Origin of the sequence: Streptomyces sp. NPDC051020 (assembly GCF_040683105.1) — a bacterium.
Lineage (GTDB): Bacteria > Actinomycetota > Actinomycetes > Streptomycetales > Streptomycetaceae > Streptomyces.
Genome location: NZ_JBFBCG010000060.1, coordinates 21,821 through 47,267, shown reverse-complemented (window position 1 = coordinate 47,267; position 25,447 = coordinate 21,821). Strand labels below are relative to the sequence as shown.

The 25,447-nt window shown below is 69.5% G+C and carries 16 protein-coding genes and 1 pseudogene; 6 read left to right on the top strand and 11 right to left on the bottom strand.

Annotation, left to right across the window (positions count from 1 at the left end; genetic code table 11):
- Positions 1–139 precede the first annotated feature (139 nt).
- The 4 genes and pseudogenes from AB0N06_RS27675 to AB0N06_RS27660 form a co-directional block, all read left to right on the top strand.
- Complete coding sequence (locus tag AB0N06_RS27675) at positions 140–1,414, top strand: ribonuclease D (protein WP_366137395.1); 1,275 nt, start codon at positions 140–142, stop codon at positions 1,412–1,414.
- A gap of 284 nt (positions 1,415–1,698) precedes the next feature.
- Positions 1,699–2,943 carry an acetyl-CoA C-acyltransferase gene (locus tag AB0N06_RS27670; protein ID WP_366137394.1) on the top strand — a complete coding sequence of 415 codons (1,245 nt, stop codon included), beginning with the start codon at positions 1,699–1,701 and terminating at the stop codon, positions 2,941–2,943.
- On the top strand, positions 2,940–5,069 hold the full coding sequence (locus AB0N06_RS27665; RefSeq protein WP_366137393.1) for a 3-hydroxyacyl-CoA dehydrogenase NAD-binding domain-containing protein: 2,130 nt from the start codon (positions 2,940–2,942) through the stop codon (positions 5,067–5,069). Before AB0N06_RS27670 ends, AB0N06_RS27665 begins: the two co-directional genes overlap by 4 nt.
- Before the next feature lie 165 nt (positions 5,070–5,234).
- Positions 5,235–5,573, top strand: a pseudogene (locus AB0N06_RS27660) (NTP pyrophosphohydrolase); the annotation flags it as partial.
- Between the two features lie 24 nt (positions 5,574–5,597).
- Here AB0N06_RS27660 and AB0N06_RS27655 read toward each other — a convergent pair.
- The 7 genes from AB0N06_RS27655 to galE all read right to left on the bottom strand — a co-directional run bounded on the left by AB0N06_RS27655 (position 5,598) and on the right by galE (position 17,324).
- Positions 5,598–6,986, bottom strand: coding sequence for a GDSL-type esterase/lipase family protein (locus tag AB0N06_RS27655; RefSeq protein WP_366137392.1), 1,389 nt, complete (start codon positions 6,984–6,986; stop codon positions 5,598–5,600).
- A 43-nt stretch (positions 6,987–7,029) separates the two neighbouring features.
- The gene (locus AB0N06_RS27650) at positions 7,030–9,033 is read right to left on the bottom strand and encodes a PIG-L family deacetylase (protein ID WP_366137391.1); all 2,004 of its coding nucleotides are present in this window, start codon (positions 9,031–9,033) and stop codon (positions 7,030–7,032) included.
- A gap of 58 nt (positions 9,034–9,091) precedes the next feature.
- Positions 9,092–11,965 carry a stealth conserved region 3 domain-containing protein gene (locus AB0N06_RS27645; RefSeq protein WP_366137390.1) on the bottom strand — a complete coding sequence of 958 codons (2,874 nt, stop codon included), beginning with the start codon at positions 11,963–11,965 and terminating at the stop codon, positions 9,092–9,094.
- A gap of 9 nt (positions 11,966–11,974) precedes the next feature.
- Positions 11,975–12,916, bottom strand: a complete 942-nt coding sequence (locus AB0N06_RS27640; protein WP_366137389.1) for a hypothetical protein — start codon at positions 12,914–12,916, stop codon at positions 11,975–11,977.
- Positions 12,913–14,769, bottom strand: a complete 1,857-nt coding sequence (locus AB0N06_RS27635; protein ID WP_366137388.1) for a stealth family protein — start codon at positions 14,767–14,769, stop codon at positions 12,913–12,915. Before AB0N06_RS27635 ends, AB0N06_RS27640 begins: the two co-directional genes overlap by 4 nt.
- Before the next feature lie 351 nt (positions 14,770–15,120).
- On the bottom strand, positions 15,121–16,230 hold the full coding sequence (locus tag AB0N06_RS27630) for a hypothetical protein (protein WP_366137387.1): 1,110 nt from the start codon (positions 16,228–16,230) through the stop codon (positions 15,121–15,123).
- A 107-nt stretch (positions 16,231–16,337) separates the two neighbouring features.
- Positions 16,338–17,324 carry a UDP-glucose 4-epimerase GalE gene (gene galE / locus AB0N06_RS27625; RefSeq protein ID WP_366137386.1) on the bottom strand — a complete coding sequence of 329 codons (987 nt, stop codon included), beginning with the start codon at positions 17,322–17,324 and terminating at the stop codon, positions 16,338–16,340.
- Positions 17,325–17,506: 182 nt separating this feature from the next.
- On the opposite strand from galE, the gene AB0N06_RS27620 reads away from it, so the two are divergent.
- Positions 17,507–18,613: an LCP family protein gene (locus tag AB0N06_RS27620; protein WP_366137385.1), complete on the top strand. Its 1,107-nt coding sequence runs from the start codon at positions 17,507–17,509 to the stop codon at positions 18,611–18,613.
- 26 nt (positions 18,614–18,639) lie between these two features.
- Positions 18,640–19,050 (top strand): NTP pyrophosphohydrolase, encoded by a 411-nt coding sequence (locus tag AB0N06_RS27615; RefSeq protein WP_366137384.1) that lies wholly within the window; start codon positions 18,640–18,642, stop codon positions 19,048–19,050.
- A 7-nt stretch (positions 19,051–19,057) separates the two neighbouring features.
- On the opposite strand, the gene AB0N06_RS27610 is transcribed toward AB0N06_RS27615, so the two are convergent.
- The 4 genes from AB0N06_RS27610 to AB0N06_RS27595 all read right to left on the bottom strand — a co-directional run bounded on the left by AB0N06_RS27610 (position 19,058) and on the right by AB0N06_RS27595 (position 25,219).
- Positions 19,058–20,569, bottom strand: coding sequence for an amino acid permease (locus AB0N06_RS27610; protein ID WP_366137383.1), 1,512 nt, complete (start codon positions 20,567–20,569; stop codon positions 19,058–19,060).
- 172 nt (positions 20,570–20,741) lie between these two features.
- The gene (gene dxs, locus AB0N06_RS27605) at positions 20,742–22,670 is read right to left on the bottom strand and encodes a 1-deoxy-D-xylulose-5-phosphate synthase (RefSeq protein WP_366137381.1); all 1,929 of its coding nucleotides are present in this window, start codon (positions 22,668–22,670) and stop codon (positions 20,742–20,744) included.
- A 492-nt stretch (positions 22,671–23,162) separates the two neighbouring features.
- Positions 23,163–24,434, bottom strand: a complete 1,272-nt coding sequence (locus AB0N06_RS27600; RefSeq protein ID WP_366137379.1) for a sugar ABC transporter permease — start codon at positions 24,432–24,434, stop codon at positions 23,163–23,165.
- On the bottom strand, positions 24,431–25,219 hold the full coding sequence (locus AB0N06_RS27595; RefSeq protein WP_366137377.1) for an ATP-binding cassette domain-containing protein: 789 nt from the start codon (positions 25,217–25,219) through the stop codon (positions 24,431–24,433). Before AB0N06_RS27595 ends, AB0N06_RS27600 begins: the two co-directional genes overlap by 4 nt.
- Between the last annotated feature and the right edge of the window lie 228 nt (positions 25,220–25,447).

The following is a 25,447-nucleotide window of genomic DNA, read 5'->3' as shown; positions in this document are numbered from 1 at the left end:
AAACACACCCCTTTTCTCACCCTCTACCCACCCCGCCCTATTACCTTTATTTCGACCCCGGGGTTTTTAAATATCGGGCGCCCCCGTCGACGGAACGTTCCGTCGACGGGCGCCGCGCATACACAGATACCCTTGACACGTGACCGACGCCCAAGAGACCGCAGCAGACACTTCACTGCGAACCACCGGGGGCGCTCCCCCGGACGACGTCGCCCCGGCGCCGATCCCCTTGCTCGAACCTCGCGAGGGCATTCCCCCGGTGGCGGCCTCCGACGACGCCCTCGTCCGGGTGGTCGCGGCCTTCGCCGCGGGCACCGGCCCCGTCGCCGTCGATGCCGAACGGGCATCCGGCTACCGCTACGGCCAGCGCGCCTATCTCGTACAGCTGCGCCGTGCGGGTGCGGGCAGCGCACTGATCGACCCGGTCGGGTGCCCCGACCTGTCGTCGCTCGGCGTGGCACTGCAGGGCAGCGAGTGGATCCTGCACGCCGCCACCCAGGACCTGCCCTGTCTGCGCGAAATAGGGATGACCCCCACCGGGCTCTTCGACACCGAGCTCGCCGGACGGCTGGCCGGATTCCCGCGGGTCGGGCTCGGCGCGATGGTCGAGAGCGTGCTCGGCTACGCGCTGGAGAAGGGGCACTCCGCCGTCGACTGGTCCACCCGCCCGCTGCCCGACCCCTGGCTCCGCTATGCCGCGCTCGATGTCGAGCTGCTGATCGATCTGCGCAACGCACTCGAAGGGGAGCTCGACCGTCAGGGCAAGCTGGAGTGGGCGCAGGAGGAGTTCGACGCGATCGCCTCGGCGCCGCCCGCTCCCCCGCGCAAGGACCCGTGGCGCCGTACGTCCGGTATGCACAAGGTGCGCCGTCGCCGCCAGATGGCGGTCGTGCGGGAGCTGTGGAACGCCCGCGACCAGGTCGCGCAGCGCCGCGACATCTCGCCCGGCAAGGTACTCGGCGACGCGGCGATCATCGAGGCGGCCCTCTCGCTGCCGGTCAACGTCCAGGCCCTGACCGCCCTGCCCGGCTTCGGCCACCGGATGGGACGGCGTCAGCTGGAGCAGTGGCAGGCGGCCGTCGACCGGGCCAAGGCGCTGCCCGAAGCCGAGCTCCCTCAGCCGGGCCAGCCTCTCGCGGGCCCGCCGCCGCCGCGCTCCTGGGCGGACAAGGACCCGGCGGCCGCCGCCCGGTTGTCGGCGGCCCGCGCCGCGGTGTCAGAGCTGGCCGAGCGGCTGCACATGCCGCAGGAGAACCTGATCACGCCGGACACGGTGCGCCGCATCTGCTGGGAGCCGCCGAAGAACCCGACGCCGGGCGCGGTCGAGGATGCGCTCACCTCGTACGGGGCGCGCCGCTGGCAGGTCGCACAGGTGGCGCCGCTGCTGGCCCGCGCGCTGGCCGAGGCCGCCTGAGCGGCTTCCCGAGGTCGAATTCGGGCCAGGTTTTCCGCCCGCGGCCGCGCCTGACGGCCTCGGGTCCCGCGTCACCGGTCCCCACATCGCCGTGTCGGCGGCGCCGCACGCCCTGGCGTGCCCGCCGCCGCACAAACACGCGGCCCCTCACCCAGTGTGACGTTCGCCGCTCCGGGCGCGGGGACTACCCCACTTGGTTACCCGCAAGTAGCATGAAGGGGTGCGGCGCGCCTCCGAGGCGTGCTCCGCAGCAGTGCCATCCCGCACCCTGGAGGAGAGCCATCGTGCCTCGTACCATCCGGGACGTCGTCTTCGTCGACGGCGTCCGCACCCCGTTCGGCAAGGCGGGCCCGAAGGGCATCTACCACGAGACCCGCGCCGACGATCTCGTCGTGAAGGCCATCCGGGAGCTGCTGCGCCGCAACCCGGACCTGGACCCCGCCCGTATCGACGAGGTCGCGATCGCCGCGACCACCCAGATCGGCGACCAGGGCCTGACGCTGGGCCGGACCGCCGGAATCCTGGCCGGTCTGCCGCAGTCAGTGCCCGGCTACTCCATCGACCGCATGTGTGCGGGCGCCCTGACCGCCGTCACGTCGACGGCCGGTTCCATCGCCTTCGGCGCGTACGACGTCGTCGTCGCCGGTGGTGTCGAGCACATGGGCCGCCACCCGATGGGCGAGGGCGTGGACCCGAACCCGCGCTTCGTGTCGGAGAAGCTGGTCGACGAGTCCGCCCTCTTCATGGGCATGACCGCGGAGAACCTGCACGACCGGTACCCCCAGATCACCAAGCTCCGCGCCGACGAGTACGCGGTCCGCTCGCAGGAGAAGGCCGCCAAGGCGTACGCCAACGGCAAGATCCAGCAGGACCTGGTGCCGATCTCCGTGCGCCGCACCACTGCAGCCGATAGCGGCTCCGCCGCGGGCTCGGCCGGTGAGACGGGCTGGGGTCTGGTCACCGCCGACGAGCCGATGCGCCCGGGCACCACGCTGGAGTCCCTGGCCGGTCTGAAGACCCCGTTCCGTGCGCATGGCCGCGTGACCGCGGGTAACGCCGCCGGTCTCAACGACGGCGCCACCGCCTCGCTGCTCGCCGCCGAGGACGTCGCCCGCGAGCTCGGTCTCCCGGTCAAGATGCGTCTCGTCTCGTACGCCTTCGCGGGTGTCGAGCCGGAGGTCATGGGCTACGGCCCGATCCCGTCGACCGAGAAGGCTCTCGCCAAGGCCGGTCTGTCGATCGGTGACATCGGTCTCTTCGAGATCAACGAGGCGTTCGCCGTCCAGGTGCTCGCCTTCCTCGACCACTACGGCATCGCCGACGACGACGCGCGTGTCAACCAGTACGGCGGCGCCATCGCCTACGGTCACCCGCTGGCCTCCTCGGGTGTGCGTCTGATGACGCAGCTGGCCCGCCAGTTCGAGGAGCAGCCGGACGTCCGCTACGGCCTGACCACCATGTGTGTCGGCTTCGGCATGGGCGCGACGGTCATCTGGGAGAACCCGCACTTCGACGGAGGCAACAAGTGACCTCGACCACTGAGCTTCTGAAGGGCGCAGCCGAGCTGTTCCCGGGTGAGGTCGTCACGCAGGCGCACGTACGCCACCTCGACCTCCCGGCGGGTGCGGGCAGGTTCGCCCTCATCACGCTGGACAACGGCCTGGACCACACCAAGCCGACGACCTTCGGACCGCAGTCGCTGGCGAACCTGAACGCCGCCGTCGACCAGGTCGAGAAGGAGGCCGCCGAGGGTGCGATCACCGGTATCGGTATCACCGGCAAGCCGTTCATCTTCGCGGTCGGCGCCGACCTCAAGGGCGTCGAGCTGCTGAAGAACCGCGACGACGCGCTCGCCATCGGCAAGGGCGGCCACGATGTGTTTCGCCGCCTCTCCGGTCTCGCGGTCCCGACGTTCGCGTACTACAACGGCGCGGCGATGGGCGGCGGTGTCGAGGTCGGTCTGCACTGCTCGTACCGCACGGTCTCCAAGGCGCTGCCCGCGTTCTCGCTGCCCGAGGTCTTCCTCGGTCTGGTCCCCGGCTGGGGCGGCTGCGCCCTGCTGCCGAACCTGATCGGTGCCGACCGCGCGGTCTCGGTGATCATCGAGAACTCGCTGAACCAGAACCGCCAGCTGAAGGGCAAGCAGGTCTTCGAGCTCGGGATCGCCGACGCGATCTTCGAGGGCGCGGACTTCCTGGAGCAGTCGCTGATCTGGACCGCGAACGTGCTGAACGGCACGGTCGCGGTGGAGCGCCCCGAGATCGACCGCGGTGACGCCTGGGACCGGGCCGTCGCCCGTGGCAAGGCCATCGCCGACTCCAAGGTGCACGGCGCCGCCCCGGCCGCGTACCGCGCGCTGGAGATCATCGCCGCGGCGAAGGACGGCGACCTGAGCGCCGGCTTCGACGCCGAGGACCAGGCCCTCGCCGACCTGATCATGGGCGGCGAACTGCGCTCCGGCATCTACGCCTTCAACCTGGTCCAGAAGCGCGCCAAGCGCCCGGCCGGCGCCCCGGACAAGTCCCTGGCCCGCCCGGTCACCAAGGTCGGCGTGGTGGGTGCGGGCCTGATGGCTTCGCAGCTCGCCCTTCTCTTCCTCCGCCGCCTCGAGGTCCCTGTCGTCCTCACCGACATCGACCAGGAGCGCGTCGACAAGGGTGTGGGCTATGTCCACGCCGAGATCGAGAAGCTGCTCAGCAAGGGCCGGATCAACCAGGACAAGGCCAACCGCCTGAAGGCCCTGGTCACCGGTGTGCTGGACAAGGCCGAGGGCTTCTCCGATGCCGACTTCATCATCGAGGCCGTCTTCGAGGAGATCGGCGTCAAGCAGCAGGTGTTCGCGGAGGTCGAGGCGGTCGCCCCGGCGCACGCGATCCTCGCCACCAACACCTCGTCCCTCCCGGTCACCGAGATGGCGTCGAAGCTGCAGCACCCGGAGCGGGTCGTCGGCTTCCACTTCTTCAACCCGGTCGCGATCCTCCCGCTGCTGGAGATCGTCCGCGGCGAGCAGACCGACGACGCCTCGCTGGCCACGGCGTTCGGTGTGGCGCGGAAGCTGAAGAAGACCGCGGTGCTGGTGAAGGACGCCCCGGCGTTCGTCGTCAACCGCATCCTCACCCGCTTCATGGGCGAGATCCAGAACGTCATCGACGAGGGCACCTCGGTCGAGGTCGCCGAGAGGGCCATCGAGCCGCTCGGTCTGCCGATGTCGCCGCTGGTACTGCTGGAGCTGGTCGGCCCGGCCATCGGTCTGCATGTCTCCGAGACCCTGAACCGCGCATTCCCCGACCGGTTCACCGTCTCCGAGAACCTGGCCGCAGTCGTCAAGGCGGGCAAGCGCGGCTTCTACGTGTACGACTCCGGCAAGCCGGAGCTGGACCCGGAGGTCGCCGCGCTCCTCAAGCAGGGCGATGTCGTCCTGTCCGAGGAGCAGGTCCGCGACCGCGTCCTGGACGCGGTGGCACAGGAGATCGGCCTCATGCTGGACGAGGGCGTCGTCGCCGAGGCCCAGGACATCGACCTCTGCCTGATCACCGGTGCGGGCTGGCCCTTCCACCTGGGCGGCATCACGCCGTACCTGGACCGTGAGGGCGTCTCGGAGCGGGTGAACGGCAAGAAGTTCCTGGCGCAGGGTGTGGCGAGCGTTCCGGCGTAACGGATTCGCTCCGTCCCGGCTGGCTGAGGGGCGTGGGGAACTGCCGACCGGCTGTGGCCGGTCGGCAGTTCCCCGCGCCCCTTTCGGGCATGCCGTACAGCTGGTCGCGCCCACGCGGCGGAGCCACATATTCGGCCCGTCGGCGGCGCGTGCGGCCCTGGGCGCATGAAGGAACTGCTGGTGGTCGACGGGGCCAACGTCGTCGGGTGCGTGCCGGACGGCTGGTGGCGCGACCGGCGAGGCGCCACCGAGCGCCTGCGCGACCGGCTCGTGGCGTACGGGGAGCAGCAGGGCGTCGACGTGATCCTGGTGGTCGAGGGTGCGGTGCGAGGGGTCGAGTCCGTGCCTGGGGTACGGGTGGAGTCGGCGGCGGGCAGCGGGGACGACCACATCGTGGAGCTCGTGGGGCGGCTCGGACGCCCGTGCACCGTGGTCACCACCGACCGTGAACTACGGCGCAGGGTGGAGGAAGTGGGTGCCAGGTGTGGGGGGCCGAGGACCGTGTATTCGCGACGGCCCCGCACCGCGTCACCAGGCGGGCAGGGCCGGATAGTGCTCGCAGTCCGGGCCGCAGGGCAGGCGCGCGGACATCGACGTGTGCAGCCAACTGTCCTCGGGAACGCCGTGCACTTTCAGCTCCAGACGCGCCGGAGGTGAGTGGATGGCGCTGAACACCGCGACGAACTCCACCGCGTAGGTGCCCGGTCGCCAGTCGTGGGGGTGCGTGACCCGCCAGCTTCCGTCGTCCTGCACCGGGGCCTCGGCTATCAGCCGGCCCTGCTCCAGCACCATGACCTTCTGGACGCCGCGCCCAGCCGTGCCCGAGAACCGGGGGCGGGGGCCGCTCCACGCTCCCCTGCGCGGCCCGATCGTCTCGGGCGCCTCGAGCCGGTCGAGGACCTCGAACTCCGTCTCCGCCGCCGTGGACACCGCGGTGCCTGCGAGGGCGATCGCGGTCACCTTGTGCCGGCCGGCGGGCCACTGCACGGCGCGCCGCCACTGCCACGTCCCGTCCTCGGCGGTGCGAGTCCCACCGAGGTAATCGCCCCCCTCGAAGAAGAGCACATACTCGGCGCCCTCCGGCGCCGTTCCCGTCAGCTTGCGTCCGGCACCGACCAATTCAGCGAGGGCCGGCGACGTGACGGCCGGGGCGACGGCCACCTCGGGCTGCGCGGTCAGCGCGAGCTGCGGCTGCTGCACGGTGAACTCGGTCTGCACCGGCGGCATCTGCCCCGGCACCAGCCGTTGAATGTCCACTGTCCCGGGCGGCAGTCCCGGCACGCCGGCCAGACCGCTCGCCACCAGCCGCGCCGCTTCCCGGGCCCCGACATGGTTGAAATGGGAGGCGTCGATGATGCCGTGCGGGTGCGCCGGGTGCTCTCCCGGGTCCAGCCACCGGAAAAGACCCCGGGCCCGCATGGGACCCAGCTCGGCGAGGAGCTGGGTGGTGGAAGCGGTCATGTCGATGACCGGGCAGCCGAGTTCCGCGGCGGCCTCCAGAGTCAGCCGCGGGTATCCGTCGTGGGTGTCCACCGGACTCCCCGAGATGTCGAAGACGCAGCGGGCCGCCGGGGTCACGAGGACCGGCACGGCACCCTCGGCCCGGAGCGCCTCGACATACAGCCGCAGATACTCCTTGTACTCCTGCGGGCCGTGGTACCGGTTGAGCTGGTTGATGCGCTGCTCGACATTGCCGAAGGCGATGAGTACGAGGTCACCGTGACTGACGAACGTGAGCAGCGCCGCGAACCGCCCGGTGTAGTAGTCCCGCAGCGTCATGGCGTCGCGCGCGTAGTTGCGTACGTCGCAGTCGGGCCCCAGGAACTCCTCGAGGTACTGACCCCAGCCCGCGAGCGGCGCCTCCTCCGCCGTGCGGGAGGCGGCCACCGAGTTGCCGATGACGCAGATCTTTCGCATGTCTTCTTCTCGTCTCCGTTGTCGCGTGGCCCCGGGTCGGGGGTCAGCACGCCTGCCAGGGGCCGAAGCCGACGCCCGGCCGAGATTCTTCCTGCCGCGCCCAGTGCAGTCGGCTGTCGGTACCGAGCACCGCGACGACCGCCCGGCCGTGCGCGTCGGCGGCGATCGCCGGTGCCCCGACCATCTGGATCTCGTGGCGTTCCCAGTCGGGCAGCGCCGAGATGTGGTCGTCCGCGGACAGCACGGTCACCGCGGGCCTGCTCCGCTCGTCCCTGCGGGCGACGACCAGGAGATCACGGTCCGGGTCGAGCAACCGGGCCGCGGCGACGGCCCCGGTGCCACCGTCGTCGCTGAGCCGCTCCACCCGCTGCTCCCACGCTCCGTTGGGACGCTGCTGGTGGCACATCACCGCTCCGGAGTCCTCCTCCCGGTAGAACAACGCCATGCGGTTGCGGCCGACCTGCACGGGAGTGAGACCGGAGGCCGGCCGCCAACTCTCCGGCACGCCGGTGACCAGCTGGTCCTCCAGCTTGAATGGTCCGTACACGGCGTCCTGCCGCCATCGCACCCCGCCGGTGCGGTTCGTGGCGTACATGTCGATACGGCCCGTGGAGCGCAGCACGGTGGTCAGGGCGTCCTGCATCCAGCGCCCACCGAGCGCCTCCCAGGCGATCAGCCCCTCCGGCGTCTCGCGTCGCAGGCTGACGCCCACCGAGAAGTTCCGTGCGAAGACGTGGAGGTGGCCGGCCGGGTCCACCACCGCCGCGGGCACACCGACCTCGCGGCAGCGCCGCCAGTCGCGGGTGGTCTCGTCGGGGTTGCCGAGAGACTCCCAGGGCAGCACGGAGCCGGTGTGCGCCTGGCGCCACATGCGCACCACTTCGACATCGACCCGGCCCTCGGCGTCCGGGAGGCGGCGCAGTCCGACCAGGTGGACGCCGCCGGTGCGGTCGGGGGCGACGGCAAGGTGCGGCAGGAGGTCACCGCCGGGCAGCAGGAGCGGTCCCTCGAAGCGTCCGGCGCCGGCTTCGGTCTCCGTCCACACTGCGGCCTGGTCGCCGAGGACCGTGTAGGCGGCCAGCCGGCCGTCGGTCTGCCGGTGCAGCCACTGTGTGCCCTGCGGGTAGCGGCTGCGGGTACTCCAACCGTAACGGCGGATGTCGGCTCCGTCACCGAGTTGGAGGTCGCCGCAGTAGCGGTGCGCACAGGCGTGGCCGTCGGCCCCCGCGTACACATCGATCAGGGACTTCTTCAGCGCGTGGGAGCGCTCGCTCAGATTGTTCGGCCAGTTCTTGTTGCCGTAGCCCGTGAAGTGCTCGGTCAGCGGCGGTCGGCCTCCGGCGCGCAGGTGACGGCGGAGCGCCTCGCGGGCGAACTGGGCTGTGGCGGTGTGGTCGGCGTGGTCGCTGGAGGTGATGCCGCGTACCTCGTCGTACGACTCGTGCAGCGGGTCCGGGTCCATGGTCCACAGCAGCGTGGGCTGCGCGTAGGAGAGAAGTTGCGCGAGGGCGGCGACGACGTCCTCGCGGCCGAGGGCCAGCGGTTGGTGCAGCTCGGACTCGGCGGCGACGAGGGTGAGCTGACGGGCGGCGCGTCCGTCCCACAGGCTCGTCAGCCGGACCGACGGCTGGTCTGCGGGGAAGCCGTGTGCGGCGTCCACCATCCGCAGGCCCAGGAAGAAGAGCTGCACGTGTGGCGCCTCCGACAGATAGCACCGCTCCGCTGCCACACCCGGCACGAGTTCGACCGGCTCCCGGACCCAGGGGGCTTCCCTCTTGCCGAGGACCATGGTGGCGTAGGCGGCGCGCAGTCCGTTCTGGCGTGCCTCCATGTAGCCGGCGAAGTCGACCGGGGCCTGCTCCCGCAGCGGGTCACGGGTGTCCACGTTGCGCCCGTCGGCCTCGCCGGCCGTGAGGTAGACGCTGGTGACACGGTGGCCTGCGGCCAGCAGCTGGTACAGATCGGGATTGACGAAGTAGAGATCGTCGTCGGCGTGGGCGAACACCTGGAACAACGAGGTGGAGTTCGCCTCGGCGGGCTGGGTCATGGTCGGTGGACGCTCCGATCGGGCGCGGCTGACGAACGGCAGGCGGTATGGGACACGCTCACAGCGGCCACCCCGGCAGATGTCCGGCGTGGAAACGCTGATTGCGCGGGGAACCTGCCTCGAACTGGCTGGCCACCGGGAAGTACGACGGCAGGAACGCCGCCAGGACGGCATCCTGCTCGTCCTCGGTGACATCACCGTCGTGGTAGTCGTTCAGGCAGAAGACGTCGTGCGGACGGTTGAGCTGGAGGCGGGAGAGCCGCTGCTTGTGCTCGCTCAGACCCACGTTGACGAAGCCGCAGTTGATGCTGCCCGGTGCCGAACGCTGTGTGTGGAAGCCGAAGTAGTGGTGCAGCGACGACGCGATCGCAAGGTCGGAGTGACTGCGGAAACGGCTGGCGGCGGTCGCCGCGACGGCATCCGGGTAGTAACGCTCGATGTCCGCGAGGACGCTGCGGCGCAGCGGGTGCGGCGCGTGCAGGAACGAGTGGGCGAGAACCTGCCCGAAAGTGTTGGCTATCAGACCGCGGTTGTTCTTGGCCGCGCTCACGTTGAACTCGTCGCCGGTCGTGGTCGGCCCCATGGGCACAGTTGTCGGAGACATGAAGTGCTTGGCGACGCCGTTGCTGTGGAAGAACATGCTCGGCTGGAGCACACGGCCGATGAACACGTCGTCGTTGAAGTACAGGAAGTGCTCGGACAGCCCGTCTATTCGGTGCAACTGGCTCTCGATGGCATGCGAGTTGTAGGTCGGCAGCACCGACGGGTCGGCGAAGATCTCCCTGTGGTCGATCACGCGGACCCGCGGATGGTTCAGGTCGAGCCATTCCGGCACCTGCTGGTCGGTGACCAGGTAGATGGTGCGGATCCACGGGGCGTACATGTCGATGGAGCGCAGCGAGTAGCGCAGTTCGTCCCGGTTGCGGAAGCGGGCGGCGCTGCTCGCGGAGTCCTCGGTCTGCATGCCGAGGGCGTGCATCACCGCGTTCTTCCGCTCCAACCAGGAGATGTCGCCTCCATTGACCCATGTGTACACGGCGTCGACGGGGAAGTCGACGTCCCCGTGGACGGCATGGGCGTACGGCTCGATGGTGGGATAGGTGCGCCCGCCGAGCACGGTCCCGGTCACCCTCATGGTCTGCGTGGGCAACCTGTCGCCCACCACAGTGCGGACCGGGGAGACCATCATGTAAGGGTCCTCCGGGTCCTCCTCCCAGAAGTTGATGGTGCAGCCGTAGACCCCGGCGAGGCGGAGGGTGCGGGCGGGCGTGACGGCGTTCTGGTAGACGCGCACGGCCGAGCAGGGGGTCTGGGCGTACTGCTCGGCGAAGGCGGCGAGGACTGTGGCGGTCGGGTTCTGGCGTTCGTTGAGCAGCGCCACGTAGACCGCGCTGCCAGCGTGCGCGGCGGTGAGCGCCTTGAACACGAACTCCCGGTTGGAGGCGTGGACGGCGACCGCGTGCCGGACGTTGGTGTCCCGGGTGACGAAGTACGGGATCTGCGCCTGTTCCAGGGCCGTGGCGACCAACGCCAGATTGTGCTGGACCACGTCCCAGGGGGATTCGCTCCCCATCCGACGGCACAGTTGTCCGCCGTCGCGCACGAGACCTCGGTCGGAACGGAGCAGCCGCTCCTCCAGGGCCCGCTGTTCCTTGGTGTCGATGGAGGTGGCGGGGGCCGGGGCGGCCGGACGGAGGATCCCTTCCTGGCCGCTCATCAAGGAGTGCAGCGCCTGCCGCTCCGCCTTGCGGGCCTCACGCTCCCCGGATGCCCGCTCGCTTTCCAACTCGGCGAAGATGTTCTCCCACATCGCGGTCACCACGGGCGGAGCGAGCCGGGCGACCGATTCGGCGGCCGCGTGACCCATGCCGTGGCGCAGAGGGGCGTCCTCGATGAGCCGGATGAGCGCCTGGGCGGCGGCATCGGTGTCGCCCGCCGGCACGAGGATGCCGGTCTGCCCGTCCAGGACGACTTCGCGCGGGCCGTTGGGGCAGTCGTAGGAGACCACGGGCACACCAGCGGCCTGGGCCTCGGTCAGCACCAGCGGGAAGGCCTCGTTGCGGGAAGTCATGAGAGCGATGCTGGCCTTGGCCCACTCCTCGGCCAGGTGGGGGGAGTTGCCGTTGAGCTGGACACTGTCGTGCAGGCCGAGCACGTCGATCTGTCGCCGCAGGGCGCCGGCGAGTGGGCCGTCACCGAAGATGCGCAGCGTCCAGGTGGGGTGCCGACGGGCCACGGTGTCCCAGATGGTGATGGCGTGGTCGATCTGCTTCTCGCCGACCAGACGACCCGCGATGACGACGGTCCGGGTCTCCAGAGTGGAGCGTGGCCGGAACCCGCGCGGCAGGGCGTTGGGGACGACATCGATGCGCGGCGCACTGTGGCCGAGGGTCTCGGCGAACCAGTTGCGCGTGCGGTCGCTGAGCACCGCGAGCGCGTCCAGGCGGGAGGCGTAGCGCAGCAGCGGTTCGGCGCTGGGACCCCGCAGTTCGGAGACACGGTGCTCCTGATGGAGCGTCATCACATGCGGGGGCGCCAACTGCACCGCGAGCGCCATGAGCGCTGGTGTGGTGGTGATCAGCAGATCCGTGTCGGTGTGCTGAAGCGCATACTCCAGTTCCAGGTCGGTCAGCCTGCTGAACGCCGCTTCCCAGGCGGGATCCACCAGGGTGCTCGGCCGGTCGGCCACCTGCGCCCATGCCTCGGCGGTCAGGCCGGTGGGGCGGATCGGGACGGGAACGGGCCCGGTCCGGTCGATCAGATAGTCGACACGGATGCGCTTGTCGACCGGGAAGAACAACTGCGGCTGGGTCTTGAGGATACTCAGCACGCGGACGTCGTGGTTGCCCACGAGTTCGGCGGCCTGGTTGAACACCGCTCGTTCGGTGCCCCCGACCGCGTCCGCGGTGAGCAGGAGAAAGGTGATCTTCATCGTGTGCGGTTACGCGGCTTCCGTCATCGGGCTGCACTGGATGCGGAAGTTACCCGCGGGTGTGTAGCGGGGTAGTACGAGCATGGGGTACCGGCCGACGGGCGTCACGGCGGTCTGCCGGAAGGCAAAGACCCGCCCGGGGTTGCGAACGTCGTGCAGGCGTCGCCCCAGGCGCATGTCGCGCAGGTTGTCCGAGCACAGGACCAGGTCCCACTGCTCGGCGCGGTCGCGGCGCGGCGCCATGCGGTGCAGCGGCACGGACACCTGCCACAGCCCTCCGTCGAGTCGGTCGACGTCGGCCTCCAGACGACGCCCGGAGGCGACGAACTCGGCCCAGGGGGCTTCCGGTTCACCTCCGACCACACGGAAGGCGACCTCGACCTGACTGTGGGCCACATGGACACGCACGACCTCCGCCGAGGGCTGGGGCGGGCTGAACGTCACCCGGGCGCTCCCGGTGACACTGCGGCCCAGCCGGTAACGGGCCCCGGTCGCCGCAGATGCCTCCATGGGCCGCGTCGGGCCGCCGTACGGCACGGGAAGGTCGACGAGGAGCAGGGGCAGCGTGCGGCGGCGCAGCCCCCGTGACAGGCGCAGCCGGATCTTCCAGCGGCCGGGGGTCAGGGGCAGGCCGCTCACGTCCTGCCCGAGCAGGATCGCGGCGTCCATCGCGACGCCTCCGTCGTGGTCGGTGTAGACCTTGGCGGCTGTGGCGAGCCGACGGCCTCGGCGTCTCAGTTCGATCCGGGCCCCCTCCTCCGGCCGGACCCAGTGCGGCATCCGGGCGTGCAGGTTGACGGTCTGCCCGTCGAGCACCGCGGCATAGCGGAGTACGGCCGCCCGGCCCTTGCGCCGGGGCAGGAAGAACCGGCGCAGCAGGACCGACCGGACGCGAGTGGTCTGGCGGCGCATCCGGCGGCGCAGTGCGCGCAGGGGTCGTCGGCGCTTCATCGGGCGACTCCGTCGGCGAGGCCGTGGTGGGTGGGGATCGCGTCCAGACTCGGGGGCAGGATGCGGCGGTCGATGAGCCGGGTGGGACCGGTGGCCCCGTCGGGCAGCTCGTATCGGCTGGGGACGGGGAAGTAGCTCTCGAGGAACGACCGGACCATGCGGTCCTGCGCCTCGGGGTCGGGATGCACGACCGTGTCGTTGAGGCAGAACGTGTCGAAGTCGCGGCGGGCGAGCAGCGAGTTCAGGCGGCGCTGGGTCTGGTCGGCGGCGAGGTCCACATAGACGTAGCGCAGGTTGCCGACGGTCGCGCGGCTGGTGTGGAAGCCGTAGTAGTGGTGCAGGGACGAGGCGATCGGTACATCCTGGGGCGAGCGGAAGCGTGAGTGCTGGGTGCGGCGGTGCTCCTCGTCGTACACCAGCTCGATGTCGGCGAGGACGCTGCGGCGCAGTGCGTGCGGGGTGTGCTTCATCTTCTGCGCGATCCGGGTGCCGAAGGACCGCTCGATCAGGGCCCTGCTGTTCTTGCCCGCGGCGTTCACCGGCAGGTCGTCGTGGTTCGAGGAGCCGGTCGGCACGACCGCCTTGGACTGGAAGAACTTGCTCAGTCCGTTGGCGTGGAAGAAGTGTCCGGGGGTGAGCGGGCGGCCGAAGAACACGTCGTCGTTGAGGTACAGGAAGTGCTCGGACAGCCCTTCTATTCGGTGCAACTGGCTCTCGATGGCATGCGAGTTGAAGGTCGGCAGAGCGGTGGGGTCGGAGAAGATCTCGCGGTGGTCGACGACCTGCAGGCCCGGCACGTCGGTATCGAGCCACGCGGGCACCTGCCCTGCGGTGACCAGGTAGACGTTGCGCACCCAGGGTGCGTACTGGTGCAGGGAGCGCAACGAGTAGCGCAGCTCGTCGCGGCTGGTGAACCGGGCGTCGTTGGCGGCCTGCGCGTGCAGACTCGGGGCGGGCGCGCCGGGGCGCCCCGAACGGGCGGCGTCCCGTTCCGCCGCCCACACCGGGTCGGAGTCGTCGACCCAGGTGTAGACGACGTCGATGGGGAAGAGGTGGTCGTCCGGCAGCGGCTGGGTGAACTCCGGCAGGGTACGCGTGACGCCGGTGGTGTAGGCGCCGGGCACGAGGGCGAACAGTGCCTGCGGAGCGGCCGGTCGCGGCGTGTCTGCGGAAACCAGATCGACCACTCGATTGGGGCGGGGGGCCTCGTACTGGCCGTCCCGTTCCGTCCAGAACTCGAGGTCGCACCCCTGGTCGGTGCCGAAGACGAGGTGCTGCGTGGGATCGGTGACGTACCAGGCGAGCCGGAGGGCGTCGTGCTTGCGCAGCTGGCGCCAGGACTTGTCGTCGTCGCCCGGCCGCATGTCCGACTCCGATGCGGTGGCCACGCCCACGTAGCCCGGGGTCTGCTCGAAGGCGATCTGGAGCATCTCCTCCGCCGACTCACGCAGCGCGAGGGGCACCGCGACCGTCGGGACGTCCTTCGTGGCACCGCGGACACAGAAGTATTCGACGTCCCCGGCCTCCAGCGCGGAGATGAGAATGTGCAGATTGCGGGCCCGGGCCGCCCACGCCGTGGCGCCCTCCACGAGCAGGGCACGCATGTGCCGGCCTTTGACGCGCACCACCCGGCGCGCGGAGGCCGCACTGTGCCGGGGCACCTTGCGGCGGCCGCCCATCGCCCAGACGACCGTCGCCGACCGGATGGCGTCGACGGAGGTGAACGAGGACTTGACGGCGGAGCGCAGGGGGGCCGGCACCTTGCTGACGATGCCCCTTCGCGCGCCCACCGGCACCACCGACCGATAGGCCGAGACCAGCGATCCCGCCTCCGGGTTACCGGAACCGACCACGAGGCATCCACCACCCACGCCACTGCGGTCCAGCGCCTGCCGCGGCCAGGACACCACCTCGTGCCCGGACTGCGGACGGTATGAGACCGAAACCTGTCATCCACCATGCAGACCGCCCCACCGGGCGGTCAGACCCGCCCAGCCGCGAGCAAGTCACAGAACTTTCACATAAAGAACCGATCAACGTCCAGCCGAAAAAGTGAACATATCCAAAATGCGACCGTGAGGAATCCCACCGGTTACTCGTACAACCTTTTACAACCTCACGAGAACATCACATGACATCGAGGTGACGCACCTATGTCGCTCGGCACCCTGGAAGGCGATCCGGGACGCCCTCCCCCGTCGGGGTCACAGCCGGTGCCAGTGTGGCGAGAGCGTGAGCCCGGGCCCCACTTCCTGCCGGGCGACGGACACGACCCCGTCCCGCCCGCGAATCGCTACGACGACGCGACCGTGTCCGTCGAGGGCGAGCGCGGGGTCACCGACGCACTCCTCGGTGGTGTCCGACCACCAGACGCCGTGCTGCTCCCCCTCGGTACCGCAGACCCCGATCAGCAGAGTGCCGCCCGCCCCGCGCTGCGCGAGAACCGTGCAGTCGTAACCGTCGAGCGGGGCGCGCAGCGCCACGAGGGCGCCGTCCCCGGGGTACCCGCCCACCGGCACGGGCCAGGCGCCCGCCCGGTAGGCGACGACCCCTCCCGTGTTCGCATCGGTCCAGTAGTAGGTGAGGCGGTCCGGCGCCGTCTCCAGCGCCGTCACGGAACCCGTCAGCGCATAGAACTGCAAGGGCGGAGCGATCTGCAGCGGGCCGTCCGGATCATCCTGACGCCACTGCTGCACCCCGCGATCGCTGGGCGCGAAGACCTCCACGAGCCCGCTCGAGGTCACCGACGGCACAAGTTCGGCGGCGAGCCCGACCCCCTTGAGGTCCTGCCAGGCTCCCCATTTACCGCCCTTCCCCTCGCGGCGCACCTGTAGTCCGCGACCCGCGTTGCGCACGAAGACGAAGACAGTGCCCTGCGCGTCGACTGCCCCGGCCGGCGCACCGACCTTCCGACCCGCCTCCCGGTCACGGTAGAAGTTGCCGAGGGAGCGCCATTCGGTGACGGGACGACCGGTCTGGTACTGAATGGCGTGCACGAAGTCCACGACCGGCCCGTCGGAACCACGGCGCTCACGCCGCCCGAGGAAGTGCACGTACGAGTCGGCCCCCTGAACGACGGTCAGGTCCGTCAGGTCCGCGATCGGCACGAACTCCGGGCCGTCCCACCGGTCCCCGCCCGGACTCCGCTGCGTCCACCGCAACAGACCGCCGTCCGTGCGGGCGTAGAGCGTGAGCCTGCCGTCCCTGCCGAGCGGCATCCAGCGGCCACGCGGCGTTCCGGAGACCTGGTGGCACCCGGACGACGGGACGAGAGGGCGGGCACTGCTCGCGGAGTCCGGTCCTCTTCTCCGCATGACCCGCAACACCCTCTCTGCCTCACCGGCTCTTAATCCTGCCCTCACAGGGCCGACACATCATATGCTCAGCGTCGCCCCGCCCCGGCGGGCCGTCGACACTCGGTTCAGCGCCGCGCCTGCGGCATCCGCAGACACCAGCCGGCCCATGCCGAAGCGACCATGGCACGCGCATCGTGCTGCGCGTGCCAACCCAGCTCGCCGCGGATGCGGTCGGCGGCGGCCACGACGCGGGCAGGGTCACCGGCCCGGCGCGGGGCGCTCACGGGTGTGGCGGCGGCACCGTATCCGGTCACTTCCCCGATCAGTTCGATCATCTCCCGCACGGAGACACCCTCCCCGCGGCCGATGTTGACGGTCAGGTCGGTGCCCGGCTCACGGTCGAGGAGTGCTCGCGCCGCGGCCAGGTGCGCCGAGGCGATGTCGGCGACGTGGATGAAGTCACGCACGCAGGTGCCGTCCTGGGTGTCGTAGTCGTCACCGAACACCACCGGCGCCTCACCCCGCGTGAGTTTCTCGAAAACCATGGGCACCAGGTTGAAGACGCCCGTGTCGGCGAGGGCCGGTGTGGCCGCGCCGGCGACGTTGAAGTACCGCATCGAGGCGGTGGCGATGCCGTGCGCCTTCCCCGCGGCGCGCACCATCCACTCGCCCGTCAGCTTGGTCTCGCCATAGGGGTTGATCGGGTCGCACGGAGTCGTCTCCGTCACCACCGGTACGTCGGGCATTCCGTAGACGGCCGCCGACGAGGAAAAGAGGAACGCCCGCACCTCGCTGTCGGCCACGGCCTCCAGCAGGGTCTGCAAGCCCTGCACGTTCTCCCGGTAGTAGAACAGCGGGCGCTCGACGGACTCCGCCACCTGCTTCTTCGCGGCGAGGTGGACCACCCCCCGCACCGGCAGTTCCGCCAGGGTGCTCCGCAGCAGGTCCGCGTCGAGCGTCGATCCCTGGACGAACGGGACATCCGCGGGCACGCGCGAGCGGTCGCCCGTCGAGAGATCGTCGTACACGACGACCGACTCACCGGCCTCGCGCATAGCGCGGACGACATGCGCCCCGATGAAGCCCGCCCCACCCGTGATCAACCAAGTCATGAACGAATAGTAGTTCGAGCAGCGCAGATCATGATTCCGGGGGGCCAAAGCACCCATTCGCACGATCCTCTGTTCTATAGTGCTCGGTCAGTCATGCATTTCACGGACCGGCCATACCCCCCACCCGAGTCCCACGTACTTCACCGCCCACCCCGGGCAATGAGATTGAGGACTCGACCACGATGAGCCACGACGCCATGACACCGGGCCCGCGCGACAGTCGTTCGGCCTCCCATGACGGCGGACGGAAGCGGAGAGGAACGCCCCGCAAGCGCCGCCGCGGCCTCAAGATCACGCTCAGCATCGTGCTCGCGCTGCTCCTCGCCGCGGGCGGAACCTTCTACTGGCTGTACAGCAAGCTGGACGGCAACATCAAGGGCGTCGACATCAACAAGGCGCTGGGCGACGACCGGCCGGAGAAGTTGCCGACCAGCGGTCAGAACCTGCTGGTCCTCGGCTCCGACTCGCGGGCCGGCGCCGAGAACAAGGAACTGGGCGGCGGTGGCAGCATCAGCGGTGCCCGGTCCGACACCGCGATGGTGGTGCACATACCCGAGGGCCGGAGCAGGGCTGTCGCCGTGTCCATTCCGCGCGACACCCTCGTCACGCGGCCCGAGTGCACCAAGGCCGACGGCTCGACGACGCCTTCCGCGAACCGCGTGATGTTCAACTCCGTCTACTCGCAGGTCGGTCCGGCCTGCGTGGTCAAGACCGTCGAGAAGATGTCCGGAGTCCGGATCGACCACTACGTGGAGATCAACTTCGCCGGGTTCAAGGACCTGGTGGACGCCATCGGCGGGGTCACGGTCGATGTCCCGCAGGACATCCATGACACGTCGTCCGGCCTCGACCTCACGGCAGGCCAGCACAAGCTCGACGGCACCCAGTCCCTCGCGTACGTCCGCACCCGGCACGGCATCGGCGACGGCAGCGACCTGGGCCGGATCGGGCTCCAGCAGCAGTTCCTCCTCGCGCTGCTGAGCGAGGTCAAGTCGCAGGATCTGCTGAGCAGTCCGACGAACTCGTACAGGATCGCCAACTCGGCCACCAAGTCGCTGACCACGGACTCCGGGCTCGCCTCGCTGAAGTCCCTTGCCGACTTCGGCCGGTCCATGAACGGCGTGGACCCGAGCACCATGGAAACGATCATGCTTCCGGTGGCGTACGACAAGCAGGACCCGAACCGTGTGGTGGCGGCCGAGCCGCAGGCCGGTGACCTCTGGAAGGCGATCCGCAAGGACGACACGATCCCGGAGTCGGCGAAGAAGTCCCCCGCCACCGGCGGCTGACCGATCGTGCGTGACACCCTTCCGGCATGCTGACCGAACAGACCCTGGTGATCGTCGACGCGGCCAATGTGTTCGGGTCGGTGCCGGACGGCTGGTGGCGGGACCGGCGGGGCGCGGCCGAGCGGCTGCGGGACTCCCTGGTCCCGTTCGCCGCTGACGGTCTGCCCGGGCATCCCGGCCCCATCGAGCTGGTACTGGTCGTCGAGGGCGCGGCCCGCGGTGTCGCGTCGGTGCCGGGGGTACGGGTGGAGTCGGCGCCCGGCAGTGGGGACGACCTGATCGTCGCACTGGTCGCGGCCGAAGCGGCCCGGCCGGCGGGCCACAACTGTGTCGTGGTCACCGCCGACCGGGAGCTGCGGCAGCGGGTGCAGGCATACGGGGCTCAGTGCGTGGGCCCCCGTGCAGTACGGCCGCTGCCGCCGTCGCGTACGGACTAAGAGGAGCTCACGGACGGCCGCTCGCGGCGTTGATCCGGCTGTGGCTGCGCCCGTACGCGAAGTAGATGATCACGCCGACGACCATCCAGATGCCGAACCGGAGCCACGTCTCGGCCGGCAGGTTGAGCATCAGCCACACCGACGCGGCCACCGAGAGGATCGGGAGCACCGGCACCCATGGGGTGCGGAACGCGCGGTGCAGATCGGGGCGGGTGCGACGCAGCACCAGGACGCCCAGCGCGACGACGACGAACGCGAAGAGCGTGCCGATGTTCACCAGCGTCGCCAGTTCGTTGATGCTGGTGAAGCCGGCGACGATCGCGATGATCACGCCGAGCAGGATGGTCGGGCGGTACGGGGTGCCGAACTTCGGGTGCGTCTTGGAGAAGAACCGCGGGAGCAGCCCGTCGCGGCTCATCGCGAAGAACACCCGGGTCTGACCCAGCAGCAGGATCATGCACACCGTCGTCAGGCCGACCGCCGCGCCGAAGCTGATGAACCCGGCGTAGACGGGATGACCGACGGCCTTGAAGGCATCGGCCAGCGGGGCGCTCACCGACAGTTCGGTGTAGGGCTCCATGCCGGTGACCACCAGCGATACAGCGACGTAGAGCACCGTGCAGATGAAGAGCGAGGCGAGGATGCCGCGCGGCATGTCGCGCTGCGGGAGCTTGGTCTCCTCGGCGGCCGTCGCGACGACGTCGAAGCCGATGAAGGCGAAGAAGACGATGGAGGCTGCGGTGAAGATGCCCATGACGCCGAAGTTGGTCGGTGCGTAGCCGAACATCAGCTGGATCAATGGCGCGCTCAGTCCGGAGCCGGCCGGCTGCGGCTGCGCCGGCGGGATGAAGGGCGAGTAGTTGGCGACCTTGATGAAGAAGAGCCCCGCGATGATCACGATCATGACGACGACCAGCTTGATGGCGACCACGACCGTCGTGACCCGGGCGGAGAGCTTCATGCCGAGCACCAGGACGGCGGTCAGGACGAGCACCAGGAGGAAGGCCAGGAGGTCGAAGCCGAATCCTTTTGCCACATCCGGCCCGGAGAGCGCATCGGGCATGTGCCAGCCGACGTTGTCCATCAGGGAGCGGACGTAGCCGGACCATCCGACCGCCACCACCGCGGTGCCCAGGGCGAATTCCAGCACCAGGTCCCAGCCGATGATCCAGGCGATGAGTTCGCCGAGCGAGGCGTACGAGAAGGTGTATGCGGAGCCGGCGACGGGCACGGTGGAGGCGAACTCGGCGTAGCAGAGCGCGGCGAGCGCGCAGACGATGGCCGCGGCCACGAAGGCGAGGGCGGTGGCGGGTCCCGCGGTCTCCTTCGCCACCTTGCCGGTGAGGACGAAGATGCCGGTGCCGATGATGACACCCACTCCGAAGACCGTGAGGTCCAGGGCGGAGAGTGACTTCTTGAGCGCGTGGTCCGGTTCCTCAGTATCGCGGATGGACTGCTCGACCGTCTTGGTCCGGAACAGTCCGTCCTTCCTGGGTGGTGTGTCCTGCTGGGCAGTCACCGGCGTACCTCCACGCACTCGTCGTGTACGCCATGATTGGGACCCATCGGTCGCGGGAGGCTCCGCACCCGGCGATTTCACGCGAATGGGCCGGTCGAACCACCCTCACAGGGTGGCCGACCGGCCCATCTGCCGTATCGCTCGCCGGTCGCGGGGACCGTGCTCGAACGGGTCAGTCGCGCGCGGGTTCGATCACGGAGCGGCTGTCGGCATCGCTGTCGAAGCGGCCGTCCAGCTTGGCGACGAGTCCGGTGACCTGACGGGCGATGTCCGGCGCGGTCAGCCCGATCTCGGCCATGACCTCCTTGCGTGAGGCGTGGTCGAGGAAGCGCGGCGGGATACCGAAGTCGCGCAGCGGTACGTCGACCCCGGCGTCGCGCAGCGCCTGGGCGATGGCGGAACCGACGCCGCCGGCCCGGCTGTTGTCCTCGACGGTGACGACGACGCGGTGCTGCTCGGCGAGCGGCGCCATGGCCTCGTCGACGGGCTTGACCCAGCGGGGGTCGACGACCGTCGTCGTGATGCCCTGGGCGTCCAGCAGGTCCGCGATCTCCAGGCACATCGGGGCGAGCGCACCGACGGAGACCAGGAGGACGTCCGGGCGGGGCGCGTCAGGCGCGCGCAGCACATCCATACCGCCGACCCGGCCGACGGCCTTGACCGCCGGGCCGACCGCACCCTTGGAGAAGCGGACCACGGTCGGGGCGTCGTCGACCTCGACGGCCTCGCGCAGCTGGGCGCGGACCTGGTCGGCGTCGCGCGGGGCGGCGATCCGCAGGGTCGGCACGCACTGCAGGATCGACATGTCCCACATGCCGTTGTGCGAGGCGCCGTCCGTGCCGGTGATACCGGCACGGTCCAGGACGAACGTCACGCCGCACTTGTGCAGGGCGACATCCATGAGGACCTGGTCGAAGGCGCGGTTGAGGAAGGTGGCGTACACCGCGAAGACGGGGTGCAGTCCGCCGGTGGCGAGGCCCGCCGCGGAGACCGCGCCGTGCTGCTCGGCGATGCCGACGTCGTAGATACGGTCCGGGAACGCCTTCTCGAACTTGCTGAGGCCGACCGGGTGGAGCATGGCCGCGGTGATCGCGACGATGTCCTTGCGCTCCCTGCCGAGCTTGACCATCTCCTCGCCGAAGACGGAGGTCCAGTCGAGGCCGGAGGTGGAGATGGGCAGACCGGTGTCGGGGTGGATCTTGCCGACGGCGTGGAAGCGGTCGGCCTCGTCGAGGAGGGCGGGGGTGTAGCCGCGGCCCTTCTCGGTGAGGCAGTGCACGATGACCGGTCCGCCGAAGCGCTTGGCGCGCTGCAGCGCGGATTCCAGGGCCTCGATGTCGTGGCCGTCGATCGGGCCGACGTACTTCAGGCCGAGGTCCTCGAACATGCCCTGTGGGGCGATGAAGTCCTTCAGCCCCTTCTTGGCGCCGTGCAGCGTCTCGTAGAGCGGCTTCCCGACGACGGGGGTGCGCTCCAGGATGTCCTTGCCGCGGGCCAGGAAGCGCTCGTAACCGTCGGTGGTACGGAGCGTGGCCAGGTGGTTGGCGAGGCCGCCGATGGTGGGGCCGTAGGAGCGCTCGTTGTCGTTGACGACGATGACGAGCGGACGGTCCTTGGCGGCGGCGATGTTGTTCAGCGCCTCCCAGGCCATGCCGCCGGTGAGTGCGCCGTCACCGATGACCGCGACGACGTGGTCGTCCTTCTTCAGTACCTCGTTGGCCTTGGCGAGACCGTCGGCCCAGCCGAGGACGGTGGAGGCGTGCGAGTTCTCGATGATGTCGTGCTCGGACTCGGCGCGCGAGGGGTAACCGGAGAGGCCTCCCTTGCTCTTGAGCTTCGAGAAGTCCTGGCGACCGGTGAGCAGCTTGTGCACGTAGCTCTGGTGCCCGGTGTCGAAAAGCACCTTGTCCTTCGGCGAATCGAAGACCCGGTGCAGGGCGATGGTCAGCTCGACCACACCCAGGTTGGGGCCGAGGTGGCCACCGGTCTTGGAAACGGCGTCGACGAGGAAGGTCCGGATCTCTTCGGCGAGCTGGTTCAGCTGCTCCGGGCCGAGCCGGTCCAGGTCGCGCGGTCCCCTGATGTGGGTCAGCAACGGCACCCGTGCCTCCTTGCGTATGAGCCGGTCGAACTTCTTGCCGATCCGCAGAGTCTAATGTTCCGCACGGGACGGCTTTCGGCAGGGGGCGCGTTCGTGTGTCACACCTTCGGCGGGAAATACCACATATCTCTTGATATTTCTTGCGTTTCGTGTTTTCCGGTGACCACGTGCGAGATCACGTGGTATCAGGGAGTCGCGTCGCTGCTCGCGACCAGATGCCTGAGGCCGTCGGGGGGTGGAGCGGGTGTACCCGCCAGTGCATCCTGCGCCCGGCGGCGGAGTCGAGCCGTACAGCTGGGCCTGGGCGGGTACGCCGGCGAGGGCGACGTGCGGACGGCCGCCCGGGCCCTCGTACGGGGCGCACGCGGCGCAGCCGCCGTCACACCCGAGTGACCACTTCGACCTGCGCGCACGGCCGCGCCGCATCCGTCCCCGGACACGGCCGTGCCCGGCACCCATGACGGATGCCGGGCACAGCCTGCGGAACCGCGGTCAGGCGCGGCCCGCGGTCTTCTGGGTCTTGCGGGTGATCGAGTCGATGACGACCGTGGCGAGAAGCACACCACCGGTGATCATGTACTGGATCGGGGTGGCGATGCCTTCCAGGGCGAGGCCGTACTGGATCGAGGTGATCACCATGACACCGAGCAGCGCGTTCCAGGTGCGGCCGCGGCCGCCGAAGAGGCTGGTGCCGCCGATGACGGCCGCTGCGATGGCGTTCATCAGCAGGTCGCCGGTGCCCGCGCTCTGGTTGGCCGCGGCGATCTTGGAGGCCAGGAACAGGCCGCCGATGGCCGCGAACGTCCCGGCGATCGTGTAGACGGAGATGCGGATCGCCGTGACGTTGATACCCGCTCGGCGCGATGCCTCGACGCTGCCGCCGAGCGCGAAGATCTTGCGACCGTAGGCGGTACGGCGCAGCACGAAGTCCGTGGCCACCAGGAACGCGAGGAAGATCACCAACGCGAGCGGCAGGCCCTTGTACTGGTTGAGCACATAGGCGACGACCAGGGCCAGGACCGCGAGCAGGCCCGTGCGCACCAGGATCTCGGTGAGCGGCCGGGAGGGGATGCCCGCCGCCTCACGCCGCCGGTTCTCGAAGAACGTGCTGAGGAAGTACACCACCGCGGCGAATACGGCCAGACCGTAGGCGGCCGCCACATCGGTGAAGTAGTACGTGGTCAGATGCCCGACGACGCCTTCGGAGTCCAGGTTGATCGTGCCGTTGCTGCCCAGGATCTGGAGCATGAAGCCCAGCCAGAACAGCAGACCGGCCAGGGTCACGGCGAACGCGGGGGCGCCGACGCGGGCGAAGAAGAATCCGTGGATGGCGCCGATGGCCGCACCGCTGGCGATCGCGACGAGAATCGCGAACCACTCGTTCATGCCGTGCGTGACCGTGATCACCGCGACGACGGCACCCGAGACACCACTGACCGAGCCGACCGAGAGGTCGATCTCACCCAGCAACAGCACGAAGACGATACCGACGGCGATCATGCCCGTGCCGACCATCGTGACGGAGATGTTGCTCAGGTTCTCCGCGGAGAGGAAGTTCGAGTTGAGGCTCTGGAAGATCACCCAGATGATCAGCAGGCCGAGCACGACGGGCAGGGATCCCAGGTCCCCGGCCCGTATCTTGCGCTGGAACTCCGACACATAGCCCTTGAAGCCCTGCTCGCGTACGAGCAGCCGGGGGTCCACCGCGGTGACGGCGCCCTTGGCGGCCTCGGTCGTGGGGACGCCGGTCTTTTCGGTGCTCACTTCTGAACCTCCGCGTTGCGCGCCGCACGACGGGTCACGGCGTTCTCCGTGGCTCCGGTGATGGCGGAGATGATCTCTTCCTGCGATGTGCTCTTCACGTCGAAGACGCCGTTGTTGCGGCCGAGACGGAGTACGGCCACCTTGTCGGCCACGGCCTTGACGTCCGCCATGTTGTGGCTGATGAGGATGACCGCGTGGCCGCGCTCACGCAACCGCTCGACCAGGTCGAGGACTTGGGCGGTCTGCTCGACACCGAGCGCCGCGGTGGGCTCGTCCAGGATGACGAGCTTGGGCTCGCCGAGCATCGAGCGCGCGATCGCGACGGTCTGGCGCTGACCGCCGGAGAGCGAGGCGATCGGAATGCGCACACTGGGAATGCGGATGGAGAGGGTGTTGAGCAGTTCGCGCGAGCGGCGCTCCATCTCCACCTCGTCGAGGATGCCACGTCTGCGCAGCTCCCGGCCGAGATAGAGGTTGCCGACGACATCGATGTTGTCGCACAGCGCAAGGTCCTGGTACACCGTCGCGATGCCCAAGTGCTGGGCGTCCTGCGGCTTGTTGACCTGAACGGCCCTGCCTTCCCACTCGATGACGCCGTCATCGATGGGGTGCACACCGGCAATCGTCTTGACCAGCGTGGACTTACCGGCTCCGTTGTCGCCCACCAGGGCGACGACCTCACCGGCGTGGACCTCAAGCTCTACGTCGGTGAGTGCCTGCACAGCACCGAATCGCTTGGAGACCCCTCGCAACGCCAGCACGGGCGTAGCGGACACATGAACCATCTCCTTCGCCGCCTGACCGGCGGGGATGCCACGCCTGGGGGAAGGCGCGGTGGTCGAGCAGAAGAGAACAAGAGCGGGGGGAAGCGTTCCGCCCGGCGCCCCGCCCGATAGCGGGACGGTTGATGTGCGGGGCGCCGGACAGGCTTCAACAGCTGCACGTCGCGGAGGAATCAGCGTACTTGCAGCCTTGGAGAGGTCGACCGGCCGGAGTTCCGCGGAAGTCGGCCG